This is a genomic window from Candidatus Latescibacterota bacterium (assembly GCA_020633725.1).
Lineage (GTDB): Bacteria > Krumholzibacteriota > Krumholzibacteriia > JACNKJ01 > JACNKJ01 > VGXI01.
On the sequence record JACKDC010000004.1, the window covers coordinates 124,375 to 143,185 of the forward strand.

Annotated in this window: 14 protein-coding genes; 9 read left to right on the forward strand and 5 right to left on the reverse strand. The window is 72.4% G+C overall.

The genetic code is table 11. From position 1 onward, the window contains the following. Positions 1-46 precede the first annotated feature (46 nt). The 3 genes from H6693_10280 to H6693_10290 are packed head-to-tail and all read left to right on the forward strand — an operon-like array spanning position 47 to position 6,358. Positions 47-1,438 carry a Glu/Leu/Phe/Val dehydrogenase gene (locus tag H6693_10280; GenBank protein ID MCB9516570.1) on the forward strand — a complete coding sequence of 464 codons (1,392 nt, stop codon included), beginning with the start codon at positions 47-49 and terminating at the stop codon, positions 1,436-1,438. Continuing rightward, positions 1,435-3,177 (forward strand): hypothetical protein, encoded by a 1,743-nt coding sequence (locus H6693_10285; protein ID MCB9516571.1) that lies wholly within the window; start codon positions 1,435-1,437, stop codon positions 3,175-3,177. The genes H6693_10280 and H6693_10285 overlap by 4 nt, the downstream gene beginning before the upstream one ends. Further along, positions 3,161-6,358 (forward strand): nucleotidyltransferase domain-containing protein, encoded by a 3,198-nt coding sequence (locus tag H6693_10290; protein MCB9516572.1) that lies wholly within the window; start codon positions 3,161-3,163, stop codon positions 6,356-6,358. Before H6693_10285 ends, H6693_10290 begins: the two co-directional genes overlap by 17 nt. On the opposite strand, the gene H6693_10295 is transcribed toward H6693_10290, so the two are convergent. The 3 genes from H6693_10295 to H6693_10305 all read right to left on the reverse strand — a co-directional run bounded on the left by H6693_10295 (position 6,355) and on the right by H6693_10305 (position 9,519). Then, positions 6,355-7,179: a hypothetical protein gene (locus H6693_10295; GenBank protein MCB9516573.1), complete on the reverse strand. Its 825-nt coding sequence runs from the start codon at positions 7,177-7,179 to the stop codon at positions 6,355-6,357. The genes H6693_10290 and H6693_10295 overlap by 4 nt on opposite strands. 101 nt (positions 7,180-7,280) lie before the next feature. Next, entirely contained in the window at positions 7,281-8,567 is a 1,287-nt protein-coding gene (locus H6693_10300; protein ID MCB9516574.1) for a Glu/Leu/Phe/Val dehydrogenase, read from the reverse strand. A gap of 187 nt (positions 8,568-8,754) precedes the next feature. Further along, on the reverse strand, positions 8,755-9,519 hold the full coding sequence (locus tag H6693_10305) for a polyphenol oxidase family protein (protein ID MCB9516575.1): 765 nt from the start codon (positions 9,517-9,519) through the stop codon (positions 8,755-8,757). 81 nt (positions 9,520-9,600) lie between these two features. Here H6693_10305 and H6693_10310 point away from each other — a divergent pair, with 81 nt between their 5' ends. Genes H6693_10310 through H6693_10335 form a run of 6 tightly spaced genes read left to right on the forward strand, consistent with a single transcriptional unit; the run spans position 9,601 to position 15,492 of the window. Further along, positions 9,601-10,146, forward strand: coding sequence for a cob(I)yrinic acid a,c-diamide adenosyltransferase (locus H6693_10310; protein MCB9516576.1), 546 nt, complete (start codon positions 9,601-9,603; stop codon positions 10,144-10,146). Between the two features lie 41 nt (positions 10,147-10,187). Beyond that, complete coding sequence (locus tag H6693_10315) at positions 10,188-10,799, forward strand: penicillin-binding protein activator LpoB (protein MCB9516577.1); 612 nt, start codon at positions 10,188-10,190, stop codon at positions 10,797-10,799. A 9-nt stretch (positions 10,800-10,808) separates the two neighbouring features. Next, a complete protein-coding gene (locus H6693_10320) occupies positions 10,809-12,191 on the forward strand; it encodes a hypothetical protein (GenBank protein ID MCB9516578.1) in 1,383 nt (460 codons plus the stop codon). Positions 12,192-12,205: 14 nt separating this feature from the next. Then, entirely contained in the window at positions 12,206-13,180 is a 975-nt protein-coding gene (gene nadE / locus H6693_10325) for an NAD(+) synthase (protein ID MCB9516579.1), read from the forward strand. A 7-nt stretch (positions 13,181-13,187) separates the two neighbouring features. Next, complete coding sequence (locus H6693_10330) at positions 13,188-14,438, forward strand: DUF1015 domain-containing protein (GenBank protein MCB9516580.1); 1,251 nt, start codon at positions 13,188-13,190, stop codon at positions 14,436-14,438. Positions 14,439-14,490: 52 nt separating this feature from the next. Next, positions 14,491-15,492 carry a DUF1028 domain-containing protein gene (locus H6693_10335; GenBank protein MCB9516581.1) on the forward strand — a complete coding sequence of 334 codons (1,002 nt, stop codon included), beginning with the start codon at positions 14,491-14,493 and terminating at the stop codon, positions 15,490-15,492. A gap of 21 nt (positions 15,493-15,513) precedes the next feature. On the opposite strand, the gene H6693_10340 is transcribed toward H6693_10335, so the two are convergent. Together H6693_10340 and H6693_10345 are read right to left on the reverse strand one after the other, a co-directional pair. Then, on the reverse strand, positions 15,514-17,208 hold the full coding sequence (locus tag H6693_10340; protein MCB9516582.1) for a tetratricopeptide repeat protein: 1,695 nt from the start codon (positions 17,206-17,208) through the stop codon (positions 15,514-15,516). Positions 17,209-17,284: 76 nt separating this feature from the next. Then, positions 17,285-18,805, reverse strand: a complete 1,521-nt coding sequence (locus H6693_10345) for a hypothetical protein (protein MCB9516583.1) — start codon at positions 18,803-18,805, stop codon at positions 17,285-17,287. Positions 18,806-18,811: the final 6 nt, after the last annotated feature.

An 18,811-nucleotide genomic window follows, 5' to 3' on the forward strand; every position in this document is an offset into this window, starting at 1 on the left:
GTGCCTGCCCGTCTCCGAGGGCGGTCTCGACGCCCGGGCCCCCAGCATGCTGGGTGACAACGGCGTTCACAGCCCAAGAACATGGGTGGATGGCGACCAGGCACATTTTCGGCGGCACAAGGAAAGGCACTCCGTCGCGAGGGGGTTCAGCGTGGCTGTCGCCGGGGCCAGCGTTCTCCGCCAAGCCCAGCTCCGCTTCGAGGCCGCCGCCCGGCGTCTCGAGCTCAGCGAGGCCGAGCGCGAGCTGCTCGGCAGCCCCCGCCTCGAGCTGCACTTCCGCATTCCCGTCCGCCTGGACGACGGCCGCCCGCGCATCTTCAGCGGCTTCTGCATCCTCCACAGCGACGCCCTCGGCCCCGCCAAGGGCGGCCTGCGCTTCCACCCCCAGGAGTCGGCCGACCGGGTGCGCGCCCTGGCCATGGGGATGACCTGGCAGTCGGCCGCCCTCGGCCTGCCCTTGGGCGGCTGCGCCGGCGGGGTGATCTGCGATCCCCACGGGCTCGGCGCCCACGAGACGGAGGCGCTGGCCCGGGGCTGGACGCGCCAGGCCGGCGCGGCGCTGGGCGCGCGGCGCCTGGTGCCGGGGCCGGACGTCATGGTGGGCGAGCGCGAGCTGATGTGGCTGCTGGACGAGCTGGAGACGCTGGGCGGCGCGCGCGCCCCCGGCGCGGTGGCTGGCAAGGGCCTGGTGCTCGGCGGCTCGCGGGGCTGCCCCCAGGCCGCGGGCTACGGGCTCGTCTACCTGCTGCGCGAGGCGCTGCGCGAGCGCGACCTGCGCCTGGACGCCGTGCGCGTGAGCGTGCAGGGCTACGGCACCGTGGCCCGTCACGCCGTGCAGCTGCTGACCCAGCTCGGCGCCACAGTGACCTGCGTGAGCAGCTGGGACGCCGCCGCCGGCGCGGCCCGCGCCTTCGTGAAGCCGGCCGGGGTGGACCCGCGCGAGCTGGAGCCGATCACCGACCGGCACGGGAGCATCGACGCCGCCCGGGCCGAGGCGCTCGGCTACACCGTGCTGCCCGGCGACGCCTGGCTGGAGCAGGAGGTGGAGATCCTCCTGCCGGCCGCGCTGGAGCAGCAGCTCCGCGAGGACAACGTGGCGCGCACGCACTCGGCCCTGCGCCTGGTGGTGGAGGGGGCGGGCAGCGCGGTGAGCGAGGGTGCGGCGGCGGCCCTGGCCGCGCGGGGCGTCGCCGTGCTCCCCGACCTGCTGGCCAACGCCGGCGGGCTCGTCTGCAGCTACTTCGAGCAGGTGCAGGGCGAGGTCAACTACGCCTGGGACGCCGACGAGGTGCTGGGCCGCCTCGACCTCACGCTCACCTCGGCCTACCAGGCCGTGAGCGCCCTGGCCGAGCGCGCGCGCGTGGACCTGCGCGAGGCGGCGCTGCTGCTCGCCGTGGAGCGCGTGGCCGCGGCCTGCCGGGCGCGGCGCTGGGTATGAGCACGCTGCCGCCCTTCCGCCGGCGCTTCTTCGGCGCGGACGAGCGCTTCACCGTCATGGGCGAGGGCGCGCTGGGGGGCAAGGCCACGGGGCTGGAGCTCATCCGCCGGCGCATCCTCGATCGGCTGGATCCCGCCGAGGCGCCGGGCATCACGGTGGACGTCCCCACGCTCACCGTGCTCAGCACCGAGCTGTTCGACCGCTTCATGGACGAGAACGACCTCTGGCCCGTGGCGCTGGAGGGCCTGCCCGACGACCGCCTCGCCCTGGCCTTCCAGCAGGCCGAGCTGCCGGCCGCCTTCGTCGGCGACCTGCGCGCCCTGGCCGACCTGGTTCACCAGCCGCTGGCCCTGCGCTCCTCGAGCCTGCTGGAGGACGCCCTTCACCACCCCTTCGCCGGGGTCTACGCCACCAAGATGGTGCCCGGCGGCCAGGCGGGCGCCGCCGACCGCTTCCGGCAACTGGTGGAGGGCGTCAAGCTGATCTGGGCCTCCGCCTTCTTCGCCGCGGCGCGCCGCTACCGCGAGCGCGTGGGCGTGGGCCCGCGCGACGAGAAGATGGCCGTGGTGGTGCAGGAGATCGTGGGCCGCCGCCACGGCGACCGCTTCTACCCGGCGCTCTCGGGCGTGGCGCGCTCCCACAACCACTACCCCTTCGGCCACGCGCGGCCCGAGGACGGCGTGGTGAACCTGGCCCTGGGCCTGGGGCGGCAGATCGTCGACGGCGGCCTGACCTGGAGCTACTCGCCCGCCTGGCCCGCGAGCCCCGCGCCCTTCAAAACCCTGAACGACCTGCTCAAGAACACGCAGACCGGCTTCTGGGCCGTGAACATGGGCCGGCCGCCCGTGCACGATCCGCTGCGCGAGACCGAGTACCTGCTGCACGATGAACTTGAGACTGCCGAGGAGGACGGCGTGCTCGCGCCGCTGGCCTCTACCTACGACCCGCAGTCGGGCCGGCTGCGCCCGGGCCTCACGGCCGCCGGGCCGCGCGTGCTGGACTTCGCGCCCGTGCTGCGCCACGGCGCGCTGCCGCTGAACGCCGCGCTCCTGCGCCTGCTGGCCCTGTCGCGGGAGGCGCTGGAGGGCGAGGTGGAACTGGAGTTCGCCCTCACTCTGGACCCGGCCGTCCGCGGCCGCGCGCGCCTGGGCGTGCTGCAGCTGCGGCCCATGCTCGTCTCGGAGGAGCGCGTGGACATCCCCGCCGACCTGCGCGAGCGGCCCGAGCTGCTGCTGGCCGCCGACGGCGCCCTGGGCAACGGGGTCGAGACGGAGATCCGCGACGTCGTCTACCTGAAGCCCGCGGCCTTCGACACGCGGCACACGCGGAGCATGGCCGCAGCGCTGGAGGCGGTGAACCGCCGCCTCCAGGAGGCGGGGCGGCCCTACCTGCTCATCGGCTTCGGCCGCTGGGGCAGCACGGACGAGTGGCTGGGCGTGCCCGTGGACTGGTCGCAGATCAGCGGCGCGCGGGTGATCGTCGAGGCCACGCTGCCCGAACTGCGCACCGACATGAGCCAGGGCTCGCATTTCTTCCACAACCTGATCAGCTTCCAGGTGAAGTACCTCTCCGTCCCGCACGACGCGCGCCCGCCCATCGACTGGGCCTGGCTCGACGCGCGGCCGGCGGAGGAGGAGAGCACGTTCGTCCGCTGGATCCGCACGGCGCACCCCCTGGAGGTGCGCGTGGACGGGATCGGCGGCCACGCGGTGGTGATGCGCAATGCCCGAGACGCCTGAGACGCCTGAACAGCCCGCCGGCAGCGAGCAGGTCGACGCGATTCTCCTGGCCCTGCGCGAGCGGGCCAAGGAGCTCGAGTGCCTCTACCGGGTGGAGGAGATCCTCGCGCGCCCGGACCTCGACGTCTCCGAGCGCCTGCGCGCCGTGGCTCGCACGGTGGGACCCGGCTGGCAGTACCCGGAGACCTGCGAGGCGGTGATCACGCTGGGGCACGAGCGGCATCCGTCGAGGCCCTTCACGCCCACGCCCTGGGTGATGTCCGCGCCCATCCGCGTGCGCGGCCGCGAGGAGGGGCGCATCGAGGTCTACTACCTCGAGGAGCGGCCCGAGGCGGACCGCGGCCCCTTCCTCAAGGAGGAGGAGCGCCTGATCGCGTCCATCGCCGATCGCCTGGGCATCTGGCTCGCCATGCAGGAGCTCGCCGCCGGCGACGGGAACGGGACTCGCGGCGAGCTGGTGGTGGAGGAGCGCGACGAGGTCTGGCGCGGCCCGGCCGAGCTGCTTCGCCTCAGCGACCAGACGCTCTACCTCAGCATCGCGCGCAAGCTCATCAACCACCTCTGCTGGATGGGCCTCGACGAGGCGCAGGACATGCTGCGCGAGGCCGAGCTGGGCGGCGCGGGCGAGGAGGCCGTCGGCGAGCAGAACGTGCCCGAGCGGCGCCGCCGGCCGGTGCACGAGGTGCTGCTCAGCGACCGGCCCTTCCTGCTGGCGGCGAAGCACCTGCGCGGCGCCGAGATCCTGGCGCTGATGCAGAAGTGGCTGCAGGAGGACAAGGCCAGCGGCTTCCTCAAGACCCTGAACAACCCCTACTCGCCCTTCGGCGAGGTGGCCGACGCGGTGCGGCGCTACGGGCAGTTCCTCGCGGCCGGCGGCAGCCTGGCCGAGCCCACGCGCCACGGCCTGCAGGTGTCGCTGGTGCGGCGCTTCCTCACCGAGCAGCTGGACTACATCAAGTGCGCCAAGGAGTACTTCGGGCAGGAGGACTTCCAGGCCTTGCTCGACGCGATGATCATGACCGACAGCAGCCGCGGCCGCCTGGGGGGCAAGAGCGCGGGCCTGCTGCTGGCGCACAAGATCGTCGCCGCGGCGGCGGACGCGGAGCCCTCGCTGGCCCAGGTGCGCGTACCGAAGGCGGCCTACATCGTCTCGGACGCGCTGCTGGACTTCATCGCGCACAACGACCTCGCCGACGTCCTCGAGCAGAAGTACAAGGACGTCGCCCAGGTGCGGCGCGAGTACCCCAACGTCGTCCAGCTCTTCAAGAACTCCCACTTCCCGCCGGCGCTGGTACGCAGCCTGACGGCCCTGCTCGACGACTTCGGCGAGGTGCCGCTCATCGTGCGCTCGTCCAGCCTGCTGGAGGACCGCCTCGGCACCTCCTTCGCGGGCAAGTACAAGAGCCTCTTCCTGGCCAACCAGGGCGAGCGCGCCGAGCGGCTGGACGCGCTGCTGGACGCCATCGCGGAGATCTACGCGTCGGTCTTCGGCCCCGATCCGGTGGAGTACCGCCGCGAGCGGGGGCTGCTGGACTTCAACGAGGAGATGGGCATCCTGATCGAGGAGGTGGTGGGCCGCCGCGTGGGCCGCTACTTCCTGCCCGCCTTCGCCGGCGTGGCCTTCAGCAACAACGAGTTCCGCTGGTCGCCGCGCATCCGCCGGGAGGACGGCCTCATCCGCCTCGTGCCGGGCCTGGGCACCCGCGCGGTGGACCGCATCGGCGACGACTACCCGATCCTCGTGGTGCCGGGCCAGCCCAACCTGCGCGCCAACGTCGCCATGGACGAGAAGGTCCGCTACTCGCCGCGCGAGATCGACTTCATCGACCTCGAGCGGCGCACCCTGCGCACGCTGCCCATCAAGGAGTTCCTGGCCGAGTGCGGCACGGAGTTCCCCGGCTTCGAGAAGGTCTTCTCCCTGCTGGAGGGCGGCGACCTGCGGCGGGCCGCGCGGCTGCTGGTGGATCCCGAGCAGGACGACCTCGTGGCCACCTTCGCGGGCCTGATGGACGGCACGCCCTTCGTCCGCCAGGTGGCGGCGATGCTGCGCGTGCTCCAGGAGCAGCTCAAGACGCCGGTGGACATCGAGTTCGCCCACGACGGCGAGCAGTTCTACCTGCTGCAGTGCCGTCCCCAGAGCTACGCGGACGAGGACGCGCCCGCGCCCATCCCCAAGGAGCTCGCGCCGGACGACGTGCTCTTCACCGCCAACCGCTACGTGTCCAACGGCTGGGTGCCGGACATCACGCACATCGTCTACGTGGACGCGCGGCAGTACGCCGACCTCGACCGCCACGAGGACCTGCTGGCCGTGGGCCGCGCGGTGAGCGCGCTCAACAAGCTGCTGCCCAAGCGGCAGTTCGTGCTGATCGGGCCCGGGCGCTGGGGCAGCCGCGGGGACATCCGCCTGGGCGTGAACGTGAGCTACTCGGACATCAACAACAGCGCCATGCTGATCGAGGTGGCGCGGCGCCAGGGCAGCTACGTGCCCGACCTCTCCTTCGGCACGCACTTCTTCCAGGACCTGGTGGAGAGCCGCATCCGCTACCTGCCGCTCTACCCCGACGAGCGGGACGTGCTCTTCAACGAGCGCTTCCTCGCGCGGGCGCCCAACCTGCTGGCCGAGATGCTGCCCGAGTTCGCGGAGCTGCAGCACGTGCTGCGGGTGATCGACGTCCCCGCGGCCAGCGGCGGCCGCGTGCTGCAGGTGCTGCTGAACGCCGACCTCGACGAGGCCGTGGGCCTGCTGGCCGCGACCGGCGCGCCGGCGCCCCCGCGGACCCGCGCCGGGACGGAGCGGCCCCAGCCCAGCGAGCAGTTCTGGCGCTGGCGGCAGGGGATGGCCGAGCGCATCGCGGCCGAGCTGGATCCCGCGCGCTTCGGCGTGGCGGCCTGCTACGTCTTCGGCAGCACGAAGAACGGCACGGCCGGGCCCTGCAGCGACATCGACCTGCTCGTGCACTTCCGGGGTAATGACGAGCAGGAGCGCGAGCTGCGCCACTGGCTGGAGGGCTGGAGCCTCTGCCTGGCGGAGATGAACTACCTGCGCACGGGCTACCGCACGGGCGGCCTGCTGGACGTGCACCTGGTGACCGACGCGGACATCGCCGCGCGCGACAGCTTCGCGCTCAAGATCGGCGCGGTCACGGACCCGGCGCAGGAGCTGCGGCTGGGGGGCTAGAGCAGCTCCCGCGTGGCGGCGGCGGGCGCGGCGGGGTCGAAGCGGACCAGCGCCAGCTCGGGGCCGTCGTGGGCGCCGCCGAGGCACCAGGTCTCGCCGAGGCGCACGCGCCACTCACCGCTCAGCCGGGCGGCCTCATGGACGTGGCCGTGCAAGGTCACGGCCGGCTGCCGCGCCTCGACGAAGCGCCGCACCGCGATGGATCCCACGTGCGGATCCACGGGCACGTGCTCCACCGTGCGTCCGGCGAGTTCGGCGAGGTCGAGCGCCGTGTCGTAGGGCGGCGCGTGGAAGAGACAGATCGCGTGCGTGAGGTCCGCGTGCCCGGCCAGCGAGTCCAGGTCGCGCGCGATGCTGCCGTAGCGGATCGCCGCCGTGCGCTCGGGCCGCGTCCGTAGCCCCTCCTCGGGCGACAGGCAGCCCGGGTCCACGAAGCGCGAGACGTCGTAGCGCTCCCAGTCCTTGAGCAGGAAGGGCGTGGGCGGGATGCAGGCGTAGCCCAGCAGCGGGCGGCCCCGCCACTCGAGGCGCCGGTCGTGCAGGTAGGTCCAGGCGCCGCGGGCGGCGGCGTCCAGCACGGCGGCCTCCTCGAAGCGGGGGTCGTCGTTGCCGAGGATCAGGAAGACGTCCGGCGCGGCCGCCTCCAGACGATCCCGCAGTTCCAGAAAGCGCGCGAGGAGGTGGTCGGAGACGAAATCGCCCCCGGCCCAGCCGAGGGCGCGCGTGACGGCGGGCGCGGGCGGCAGCAGATCGCCACCCAGGAAGATCGCATCCGGCCGCTCCTGGGCGGCGCGGGCCAGGAGCTTCGTGTAGCGCTCCACGCTGCCGTGCAGGTCCGTTGCGAAGAAGCAGAGCAGGGTCCGACCTCCTGCGAACGGGGCGCCGCGGCCCCGTTCCGCACGCTCCTGCCCGCGCTTGCCCGCTACACCCAGCCGCGGGCCCGGCAGGCCTCCGCCACGCGCTGGATCGCGATCATGTAGGCCGCGTCGCGCATGCTGAGCTGACGCTTCTCGGCCAGGTCGGCCACCTTGTGGAAGGCGCGGGTCATGATGCCGTCCAGGCGCTCGAGCACCTCGTCCTTGGGCCAGAAGAAGTTCATGTTGCACTGGACCTGCTCGAAGTAGCTGCAGGTCACGCCGCCCGCGTTGCAGAGGAAGTCGGGGATCACGTAGACGCCCTTCTCCGCCAGGATCGCGTCGGCCTCGGGCGTCGTCGGGCCGTTGGCGCCCTCGGCCATGAAGCGCACGCGGCGGTCGATGCGCGGGGCGGTGTCGCCGTTGACCTGGTTCTCGAGCGCGCAGGGCATGAGGATGTCCACGCCCTGCTCGATCCACGCGCCGCCGTCGAGCACCTCGTAGCCCAGGCTCTTGGCCTTGGCCTTGTCGATGCCGCCGAAGCGGTCGCTGATGCCCTTGAGCTCGGACAGCTCCACGCCCGACTCGCGGCGGAAGGAGTAGCTGGTCTGGTCGGCCTGGTCCCAGCTCGAGACGCAGATCACGCGCCCGCCGAGCTGCTGGTAGGCCTCGATGGCGTACTGCGCCACGTTGCCGAAGCCCTGCACCGAAGCGGTGGTGTCGGCCGGGTCCACGCCGTGGCGCCGCAGCGCCTCGCGCAGCGTGTAGACGACCCCGTAGCCGGTGGCCTCGGTGCGGCCCTGGGAGCCGCCCATGCCCAGCGGCTTGCCGGTGATCATGCCCGGATAGTGGCCGCCGGTGATGTGCTCGTACTCGTCGAGCATCCAGAGCATGTGCTGGGCGCTGGTCATGACGTCCGGTGCGGGCACGTCCTGCACCGGGCCGATGTTCCGCGCGATCTGCCGCACCCAGCCTCGCGCCAGCGCCTCCTGCTCGCGCTCGGACAGGTTGTGCGGATCGCAGATGACGCCGCCCTTGCCGCCGCCCAGGGGGATCTCCACCACGGCGCACTTCCAGGTCATCCAGGTGGCCAGGGCGCGCACGGTGTCCACCGTCTCCTGGGGGTGGAAGCGGATGCCGCCCTTGGCCGGGCCGCGCGCGTCGTTGTGCTGCACGCGGAAGCCGCGGAACACCTTCACGGCGCCGTCGTCCATGCGGACGGGAATGCTGAAGTGGTACTCCCGCAGCGGCTGGCGAAGGAGCTCGCGGGTGGGCTCGTCGAGACCGAGCTTCTCGGCGACGGCATCGAACTGACGCTGGGCCATCTCGAAGGCGTTGAACGCCGGACCGGCCATGGGATCCACCTCCAGGACTACAGGGTCTGCAACGCGGGACAAGGTATGTCATCCCCCCGGCCCGGCAACGAGGAAACGCAAGGCGCCGGGGGGAAAAACGCGGGCTGCCTGCGCGGGCCTGCAAAACATGCGGCGCGGCCCACGGAAATCTGAAATGGCGCACGGACCGGGTGCATGGTGGGTCCCGTCAGCCGCGCAGCCCCACGAGCCCCGCGAAGCGGCCCGCGGCCTCGCGGTCGCGGCGCCAGGAGTGGAAGTGCTCCCGCTCGCAGATCGTGCAGACGCCCGCCAGCTCGAACTGCGCCGGCGGCAGGCCCGCGGCGGCGAGCTGATCGGCGTTCGCCCGCCACAGGTCGAAGACGAGCCGCCCGCCCGGCGCGGGGAACCAGGCCTCGGCGGCGGCTCCGAAGGCGTCGACCGCCGCGTCGCGGATCTCCGGGCCCACTTCGTAGCAACAGGGACCGGCCGAGGGGGCCAGGGCAGCGCGCATCCGCGACGGCGGCAGGCCGGAGAGGGCGGCGAGTTCGGTCACCAGGCGTCCCGCGATGCCGCCGACGCTGCTCTTCCACGAGGCGTGGGCCACGCCCACGGCCGCGGCGCGGCCGGACGCGTCCTCCGCCACCGCCAGGATCAGCGGGCAGTCGGCGCTGCGCACGAGCAGCGCGAGGCCGCGGGTGGCCGTCACCAGGCCGTCGCCCTCGCCGAGCAGGCCGGGGCCGCTGGCGTGAAGGACCTCCGCGCCGTGCACCTGGCGGAGCCAGGCGGCGGCGTCCAGGTCGAGCTGCGCGGCGAGGGCGCGCGCGGCGGCCGCGTGGGCAGGGCTGTCCGTGGGCGGGCTGAAGTCGGGACCCCCCCGCGTGCTGACGGCGTGCACGAGTCCGGCGACGCCGGCGAGGCCCGCGAAGCGGCCGAGGGGGAAGGGCGTGCTGGGTTCGACGGCGAAGGCGGGCATGCCGCGATGATGCCCGAGCGCTTTGCCCGCGGCCAGGATTTCCTGCTTGTCGCCGTGAGGGGGAGCGGGCATCTTGGCGCCATGAAGATCTACACTCGCGGCGGCGACAAGGGCCGCACGGGCCTGCTGGGCGGCACGCGCACGGGCAAGGACGACCCGCGGATCGAGGCCTACGGGTCCGTCGACGAGCTCGGCGCCCAGCTCGGCCTGGCCGACGCCCTGGACGAGAGCGGCGAGCTCTCGCCGCTGATTCACGCCATCCAGCGCGATCTGTTCACTGTGGGCAGCCATCTTGCATCGCCGGATCCGTCGGCGGCCTCGTTGCCGCCCCTGGACCCGGAAGGCCCGGCGCGGCTGGAGGGCTGGATCGACCGCCTGGAGGCCGACCTGCCCCCGCTGCGTCAGTTCATTCTGCCGGGCGGCTGCGCCCAGGCGGCCGCGCTTCACCTGGGGCGGACGGTCTGCCGGCGGGCGGAACGGCGGGTGGTGGCGCTGGCCGCGGCGGGCTTAAACGTTTCCGAGGACCTGATCGTCTATCTGAACCGGCTCTCCGATTTCCTCTTCGTCGCCGCCCGCTGGGCGAACCGGCGCGCGGGAGCCCACGAAGAGCCCTGGCACACGGACTGAAGCGGCCGCCGGACGGCCAACTGCACGGGAGGCATGAATCCATGAAGCGCAATCCGATCCTGCTGGTCGCGGTGCTGGCCCTGGCGGCCGTCACTCTGCTCGGCGGCTGCTCCAAGACCCAGGTCACGCGGGTGGACACCGACACCACCATCGACATGTCGGGCCACTGGAACGACGCCGACAGCCGCATGGTGGCCGACGCCATGATCGCCGACTGCCTCTCGTCGCCCTGGCTGAACCGTCACGCCATGGCCGAGGGCAAGAACCCGGTGGTCATCGTGGGCAGCATCCGCAACAAGACCACCGAGCACATCGCCACGGACATTTTCCTCAAGGACCTGGAGCGCGCCTGCGTGGTGAGCGGCCTCGTGGACATCGTGGCCAGTGCCGACGAGCGCGACCAGATCCGCGGCGAGCGCCTGGACCAGCGCGTGAACGCGGATCCGGAGACCGTCAAGCAGATGGGCCTGGAGCTGGGCGCCGACTACATGCTGATCGGCACCATCAACGAGCAGGGCGACGCGGCCGGCGGCAGCGAGCTGTTCTTCTTCTCGACGGATCTCGAGCTGATCAAGATCCAGACGAACCAGAAGGTCTGGATCGGCAACCACAAGATCAAGAAGGTCAGGCAGAAGGGCCGCTACAAGGGCTAGGCGCGGAGCATGCCTGCCCTGATCGCGCGCGTGAGGGCGCGGGGCCGTCGCCTCGCGCCGCTCCTCCTCCTGCTCGCCGTGGCGGCCGTGGCCGCCTGCAGCGGCTACGCGGGCAAGGTGGCGCGTCTGCGCACGGACCTGGCCGCGGGCAATCCCGCGGCGGCCCTCGGGGCCCTCGACAAGCTCTACGACGCGGACACGCGCAGCCTGCCCTATCTCATGGAGAAGGGCATGCTGCAGTACCTCACCGAGGACTACGACGGCTGCCAGGTCAGCCTGGCGGCCGCGGACCAGGTGGTGGACGAGCTCTACACGCGCAGCCTGTCGCGCGAGGTGGGGCGTCTCCTGCTCAACGACACCGTGCAGGAATACCGCGGCGAGCGCTTCGAGCAGGTGTGGATCCACTACTATCGCGCGCTGGCCTACCTGGACGCCGGCCAGACCCACGACGCCGCGGTGGAGGGGCGCGCCGCCACGCAGGCGCTGACCCGTCACGCCGACACCGGCGACGACGCCGCGAAGTACCGCAACGACCCCTTCCTGCAGTACGTCGCCGGGCTGCTCTACGAGATGGACGGCGAGCTGAACGACGCCTGGATCAACTACCGCGAGGCCGAGCGGCTCTACCGCGCCGTGGACATCTACGGCGTGCCGGCCCCGCCGCGCTCGCTGATCGAAGACCTGCTCGACGCCGGCCATCGCCTCGGCTTCGACGAGGAGGTCGCCAGCTATCGCGAGGCCTACCCCGACGTGGAGCCTCGCGCGGTGGGGCCCGACGAGGGCGAGCTCGTCATCCTCGTGGACACCGGCCTCGCGCCGGGCAAGGTGTCCGAGCGGATCGACTTTCCCATCTACGAGGACGCGAACGGCGACGAGGAGGCCGCCTGGACGGTGGCCACCCACGCCTACGACACCTGGCACGTGGAGGGGCGCAAGCAGAAGCTGGCCTACATCCTCAGCATCGCGCTGCCCGCCGTGCCGCCCTCGGGGCCCCCGCCGCGCCTGAGCTGGACCGCCGACGGCGCCGCCGGCACCCTGGATCTCGGGGCCGACCTGGGCGCGCTGAGCCGTCAGTGCCTGGAGGACCGCTACGGCGCCGTGGTCATCCGCACCGTGGCCCGGGCCTTGCTTAAGTACTGGGCCAAGAAGAAGATGGAGGAGAAGCACGGCGAGGGCGCGGGCTTTCTCACCGACATCCTGGGCAGCGTGACCGAGGTCGCCGACACCCGCTCCTGGAGCACCTTGCCGGCCCACGTCTCGGTGACGCGCGTGGCCCTGCCGGCCGGCGAGCACCGCGTGGAGCTGCGCGGGGGCCGCGGCGTCGGCGACGGGCAGGCCGTGGTTGACATTGTCCCCGGTCGCCTGCACTTTCTCGCCCTGAGACTCTACTGATCGAAGGAGACGCAATGTCAGGCTTCCACAAGGACATCCTCACCCTGGACGCCCCCAAGGTGGTCGACGAGCTCGCCGCCGTCGTGGAGCGGCAGGTCACGCGCCGGCTGAACCGTCAGGGCGTGGTGATCGGCGTGAGCGGCGGCATCGACAGCTCCACCTGCGTGGCCCTGGCCTGCAAGGCCCTGGGTCCCGAGCGCGTGCTGGGCGTGGCGATGCCGGAGCAGGACTCGAGCCCCGAGAGCTACGAGCTCGCCAAGGCGCTGTCCAAGCAGTACGGCTTCGAGCTGATCCTGGAGAACCTGACGCCCGCCCTCACCGGCCTGTCCTGCTACCCGCGCCGCGACGAGGCCGTGAAGCGCATCTACCCGGACTACACGCCGGACTGCAAGTTCAACATCGTGCTGCCGGCGAACATCCTGCAGCAGGATCGCCTGAACATCTTCCGCATCAACATCGAGTACCCCGACGGCCGCCGCGACACCAAGCGCATCCCGCCGAAGCAGTACCTGCAGATCGTCGCCGCCAGCAACATGAAGCAGCGCGTGCGCATGCTCATGCTCTACTACCACGGCGAGCAGCGGAACTACGCCGTGATCGGCACCGGCCAGAAGAACGAGCACGACCAGGGCTTCTTCGTGAAGTGGGGCGACGGCGGCGCCGACCTCAAGCCCATCGCCCATCTCTACAAGACCCAGGTCTACCAGGTCGCGAAGGCGCTCGGCGTGCCGCAGTCGATCATCGACCGCACGCCCACCACGGACACCTACTCCATGGAGACCACGCAGGAGGACTTCTACTACAGCCTCCCGTTCCTCGCCATGGACCTGCTGCACCTCGCCTGGAAGGACCCCGACACGGGCGCCGGCGAGGCGGCCGAGGCGATGGACCTCACGCAGGACCAGGTGGAGCGCGTGTGGAAGGACTTCGAGCGCAAGGAGAACACCACGGAGTACCTGCGCCTGATGCCCCTGCACTGGGACGACTAGGCGGCGCGTGGCGACACTCCACCCCTTTCGCGCCGAGCGCTTCGACCCCGCCCGCCACGCCGACCTGAGCGCGCTGGCGGCGCCGCCCTACGACGTGATCTCCACCCCCGCCCGGGCGACGCTCGCGGCCGCCTCGCCGCTGAACTTCGTGCATCTGGACCTGCCGCCCGGGGGCGTCGACCCCGCGGGCGCGAGTCCCTTCTATCCCGAGGCGGCCGAACGCCTCGCCGGCTGGCGCCGCGCGGGCGACGTCTCCCGCGACAGCGCCCCGAGCTTCACCGTGCTGCGCCAGCGCTTCGTCGCCCCCGACGGCAGCGCGCGCAGCCGCACGGGCCTCTTCGGCCTCGCGCACCTGCTGCCCTTCGACGCGGGCAAGGTGCTGCCCCACGAGCAGACCTACGCGGGCCCGGTCCGCGACCGCGCCGCCCAGATGACGGCCTTCGCCGCCAGCCTGAGCCCGGTGTGGTTCGTGTACCGCGGGGACAACGGCGCGGACCCCCTGGCCCCGCTCTTCGCCGCCGCGCTCGACGGCCGCGCGCCCGACCAGCGCTTCGCCATGGACGACACGTCGGGCGAGCTCTTCGTCCTCGACGATCCCGCCCTGCACCAGCGAGTGATGGACGCGCTTGGCCACCGGCCGGTGATCATCGCCGACGGCCACCACCGCTACACCACGACGCTCGCGCACCATCAGCGCCTGGGCACGCCGAAGCCCCTGGTCTTCGGCTTCTTCACCTGCCTCGACACGCCGGACACGCTGCTGCTCGCCACGCACCGCGGCCTGCGCGCGCCGCTCGCCGCGGAGCTCGACGCGCTCGGCCGCTACTTCGACGTCGCCCCCGGGGGCGGGTCGCCGGCCCCAGGCGCCGCGGGCGCGATCCGTTTCACGCTCTGCCGTCCCGGCGAAGCGGACCGCGTGCTCACGGTCAACGCGGCCGGCGCCGCGCGCCTGGCCGAGCGCGTGCCGCAGCCCGAGCTCGCCGCCCTGGACGCCGTGGCCTACCGCGTGCTCGTGCTCGAGGAGGCGCTCGCGCTGGACGCCGCCACGCTCGACGACCCCACGAACTTCGCCTACTTCGGCAGCGAAGCCGACGCGCGCGCGTCCTTCGCCGCCGGCGAGCTCAGCGCGCTCTTCCTGCTCGCGCCCATGAGCGCCGCCCAGCTCGGCGACGTCACCGCCGCCGGCCTGGTCACCCCCCGCAAGACCACCTACTTCTACCCCAAGGTGCCCTCGGGCCTGCTCTGGCATCCCTTCTGAGCCGCGTGCTATCCTGACGGTCCGCCCTCGCTCAAGCCCAGGGAGGTCCGCCGTGCGCCGGCTCGCCACTCTCGCCGCCCTCGCCTTCCTCGCGCTCTCGACCCCGGCCCGGGCCACGTTCTCGATCGCCGCCGTGGATCCCGCCACCGGCGAGGTCGGCAGCGCGGGGGCGTCCTGCATCTCCGGGTCGATCATCCTCAGCGACGTCCACCCCGGCGTGGGGACGATCCACACCCAGGCCTACTGGAACGGCACGAACCAGGCGAACGCCTCGGACCTGATGGACCAGGGCTGGGCGCCGCAGGCGATCATCGACTGGCTCGCGGCCAACGACGCCCAGGGCAACCCGACGATCCGCCAGTACGGCATCGCCGACCTCGTCGGCGGCGGCCGCAGCGCGGCCTACACCGGCACGAACTGCACCGACTGGGCGGGCCAGATCACGGGGCCGACCTACAGCGTGCAGGGGAACATCCTGCTGGGACCCGAGATCGTGGCCGACATGGAGACGGCCTTCCTCGCGACGCCGGGCCCGCTGGCCGTCAAGCTGATGGCCGCGCTGCAGGCGGCCAACGTGCCGGGGGCCGATACGCGCTGCGCCGGCGCGGGCAAGCCGGCGATCTCGGCGTTCCTCCGCGTCGCGCGCCCCGACGACGGGCCGGGCGACCTCTACCTCGACCTCAACGTGAACAACACGAGCACGGCGCAGAACCCCATCGACCTGTTGCAGGACCAGTTCGACGCCTGGCTGCCCACGGCCGCCCCCGCGGCCTCGCCGATCGCGCGCTTCCTGCCGGCCGCACCCAACCCCTTCAACCCGCAGACGTCCCTCCGCTTCGCGCTCGCCGCCGCCGGCCCCGCGCGGCTCGAGATCATCGACCTCGCCGGACGCCGGCTCACCGTGTTGCGCGAGGGTCCGTGCGACGCGGGGGAGCAGTCGGCAATCTGGGACGGCCGCGACGACACCGGCCGCGCGCTGCCCAGCGGCGTCTACTTCGCGCGGCTGGTCACGCCGGCCGCCGAGCAGTCGCAGAAGCTCGTGCTGCTGCGGTAGCCCGCCCCCGGGGGCGAGTGACTAGGGCTTCGCGTCCGGCGAGCCCAGCATGCGCAGGGCGAGGTTCAGGTTCTTGCGCGCGTCAGGGTTGGCGGGGTCCAGCGCCAGCGCGGCGCGAAACTGCGCCACCGCTTCCTCGAGCCGGCCGGCCTGGGCCAGCAGGCCGCCGAGGTTGTTGTGGCCGGCGGGGTCGTCCGGCTGGAGCGCGACGGCGCGGCGGCGCTGCTCGATGGCGCCGTCCAGGTCGCCCTGCCTTGCGAGCAGGCGACTCAGGTTGACGCGCGCGAGCGCGAAGTCGGGGTCCTTCGCCACGGCGACCTGGTAGGCCCCGCGCGCCGCGTCCAGCTTGCCCATGGCCTCGTAGGTCTGGCCGAGGTTGTTGTAGGCCTTGGCATAGTCCGGCGCGATCGTGATCGCGGCCGCGAAGCTACCCGCCGCCTCGGGGAGGCGGTTGGCCTCGGCGTAGGCGATGCCCAGGTTGTAGAGCATCTTGGGATGCACCGGCTCCACCGCGCGGGCGCTCTCGCCGAGGGTGATGCCGTCGCGCCAGGCGCCGGCGCGCGCGTGGGCCGTCGCGCCGAGGGCGATCAGCGCGAGCGCGACGAGCACCAGCACGGGCTCGCGGCCGCGTCCTCCCGCGTGTTCGAGCAGGGCGGCCACGCCCCAGACGATCGCGACGTAGAGCCCGATGAAGGGCAGGTAGGCGTAGCGGTCGGCCATGGCCTGCTCGCCCACCTGGACGATGCCGATCACAGGGAGCATCGCCACCAGGAACCAGAGCCAGCCGACGGGCAAGGCGGGCACGCGGCGGAAGCGCCACACGGCCACGCTGATCGCCGCGAGCAGGGCGACGGCGGCCGGCGCCTGCCAGCTCGCCAGCGGCACGCCGCCGTTCATCGCCGGGTGGGGGTAGAGCGCCGAGAGCGGATGCGGCCAGACGAGCTTGCCCAGGTAGCGCGCGAGCGAGACCACCGCGTTGGCAAGGCGGTCGTCCAGGGGCAGGAGCGTCGCGCGGCGGGTCTGCGCGGCCAGGGTCAGGGCGATCGCGCCCGCGCTCAGCGCGAAGCCGGGCAGCGTGGCGAGCGCCGTGCGCCCGCGCGCCGCCGGGTCGTGCAACCGCCCCAGCGGCCACAGCTCGAGCAGGAGCCAGAGCGCGGGCAGGGTGACGAGCATCTGCTTCGCCATGAGGCCCAGCGCCAGCAGCGCCAGGGCCAGCGCGTAGTCGCGCCAGCGCCCGCGACGCGCCCAGCGCGTCCAGGCCAGCGTGGCGCCGAGGGCGAAGGCGAGGCTGAGGACGTCCTTCCGCTCGGCGATCCACGCCACGGACTCCACGTGCAGCGGGTGCAGCGCGAGCAGCGCCGCCGCCAGCCCGCTGCGCCAGGTCGCGCCCGTGAGCGCGCGCAGCAGCCAGAAGAGCAGCAGGCAGTTCAGCGCGTGGAGCAGCAGATTGGTGAGGTGGAAGCCGCGGGCGGACGTCGCGCCGAACAGCTGCGCGTCGAGCATGAGCGAGAGCCAGGTGAGCGGATGCCAGTTCTGGGCGGCGTGCGTGGTGAAGGCCCACTTCACGCCGTCGGCGCTGAGGCCGCGCTGCACGATCGGATTCGCGGTGACGTAGTCGGGGTCGTCGAAGCCCACGAAGCCGTAGCCCAGCGAGGCGCCGTAGACGCCGACCACGGCGAACACGAGCAGGACGGGAATGAGCAGCGAAGGCTTCATGGCGGGCTCCCGGCGGTCCGGCGCCCCGCGCCGGTCCACCGAGCCTAGCCGCTGGCCGCGGCCGCCGCAAGCGTCGCTAGAACTTGGCCTCGATGCTCGCGCTGGCGGCGGCGGTCCAGTCGGCCGTGCGGCCGGCGTCGAGCACCACGGGCGTGAGCAGCATGACCATCTCGGTCTGGACCTGCTTCTTGATCTTGCGCTTGAAGAAGTTGCCCAGCAGCGGGACGTCCTTCAGGAAGGGCACGCCCTGCTCCTGGTCGTTCAGGCCGTCGGACATGAAGCCCGCGATCACCAGCGTCTCGCCGTCGGTCACCTTGCCCACGGTGTCCAGCTCGCGCACGCTGAGCACGGGCGCCGTGTCGGAATTGGGGCTGGTCTCCACGCGCACGATGTCCGTCACCGTGGGGTGCACGTTCAGCGTGATGACGTCGTCCATGCCCACCTGCGGCGTCACGTCGAGCACGAAGCCCACGGGGATCACGTTGGGGGTGTAGGCCACCACCGGCTCGGTCACCACGCCGTTGGTCACCACGGGCGGCTCCACCTGCGCCTCGTAGAAGACCTCCTCGGTGACGATCCGCACCACGGCCTTCTGGTTGTTGAGCGTGGTGATGCGCGGCGTGCTCAGCACCTTCACGCGGCCCTGTTTTTCCACCGCCTCCAGCAGGCCGGACACCGACTTGCCGCTGATCACGAAGTTGAAGACGGGGTTGCCCAGCCCCTGCACCGTGCGCTGGCGCGCATCCAGGTCCACGCCGTTTTCGTGGGAGACGGCCGTCCAGTCCACGCCCGTGTTGAGCTCGTCGCTGAGGGTGACCTCCAGGATCTTCACCTCGATCGCCACCTGACGGCGCAGCGCCGTGCGCATGCGCTCCAGGTAGAGCTCCACCTGGCGCAGGCGCTTCCACTCGGCGGTGGCCTGGATCACGCCGGCCATGGGGCTGACCACCAGGGAGCGGCCCTCGCCGTCGGCGAGGCTGAGGGCTTCGGTCACGCCCTCCGCGGCGCCGGTCTCGGGCGCCCTGTCGAAGACGAGGATCGCCAGGGCCTGCATCATCTCGGGCCAGATGGCCATGGCCGCCGTGGACGTCACGTGGCTCTCGTTCTGATCCTCGGTGCTCGTGGCGCCCGTGCTGCTCTGCCCGCGGCCGGAGACGCGCAGCTCGCCCTTGCCCTCGCGCTGGGTCACCGGGTAGTCGAAGCTGAACCAGCGGCTCACGAGGCCGCGCTTGTAGACCATCAGCACGCCGTCCACCAGCTCGTAGCCCAGGTCCACGGGCTCCAGCAGCGCGCGCAGGGCGGTGGGCACGGTGACGTTCTCCAGGTGCACGTTGACCGTGCCTTCCACGTCGGGCGCGATCTGCAGCCCGTAGCCGCCGCTCTTGGCGACGGTCTTGAGGATCTCGCGCACGTCCACCCAGTCGCCCGTGATGAGCGTGATGCGCGCGCCCTCGTGCGGGTCGGGCGCGGGCGGCGCGCCGCCGGGATCGCGCTGCACCAGGCGCGCGAGGCCGAAGTCGTCCTCCGGAGTCTGCGCGAGCGCGGGCAGCGCCATCGCGAGGGCGAGCCCGAGGGTGATCAGCAGCCGTGTCCGCATGCTTCC

Bases quoted from the DNA above. Each gene is read 5' to 3' on its own strand.
- H6693_10300 (MCB9516574.1), bottom strand. From the start codon at position 8,567: ATGGCCGGTCCGGCGTTCAACGCCTTCGAGATGGCCCAGCGTCAGTTC.
- H6693_10345 (MCB9516583.1), bottom strand. From the start codon at position 18,805: ATGCGGACACGGCTGCTGATCACCCTCGGGCTCGCCCTCGCGATGGCG.
- H6693_10285 (MCB9516571.1), top strand. From the start codon at position 1,435: ATGAGCACGCTGCCGCCCTTCCGCCGGCGCTTCTTCGGCGCGGACGAG.
- H6693_10290 (MCB9516572.1), top strand. From the start codon at position 3,161: ATGCCCGAGACGCCTGAGACGCCTGAACAGCCCGCCGGCAGCGAGCAG.
- nadE (MCB9516579.1), top strand. From the start codon at position 12,206: ATGTCAGGCTTCCACAAGGACATCCTCACCCTGGACGCCCCCAAGGTG.
- H6693_10340 (MCB9516582.1), bottom strand. From the start codon at position 17,208: ATGAAGCCTTCGCTGCTCATTCCCGTCCTGCTCGTGTTCGCCGTGGTC.
- H6693_10310 (MCB9516576.1), top strand. From the start codon at position 9,601: ATGAAGATCTACACTCGCGGCGGCGACAAGGGCCGCACGGGCCTGCTG.
- H6693_10320 (MCB9516578.1), top strand. From the start codon at position 10,809: ATGCCTGCCCTGATCGCGCGCGTGAGGGCGCGGGGCCGTCGCCTCGCG.
- H6693_10315 (MCB9516577.1), top strand. From the start codon at position 10,188: ATGAAGCGCAATCCGATCCTGCTGGTCGCGGTGCTGGCCCTGGCGGCC.
- H6693_10305 (MCB9516575.1), bottom strand. From the start codon at position 9,519: ATGCCCGCCTTCGCCGTCGAACCCAGCACGCCCTTCCCCCTCGGCCGC.
- H6693_10280 (MCB9516570.1), top strand. From the start codon at position 47: ATGCTGGGTGACAACGGCGTTCACAGCCCAAGAACATGGGTGGATGGC.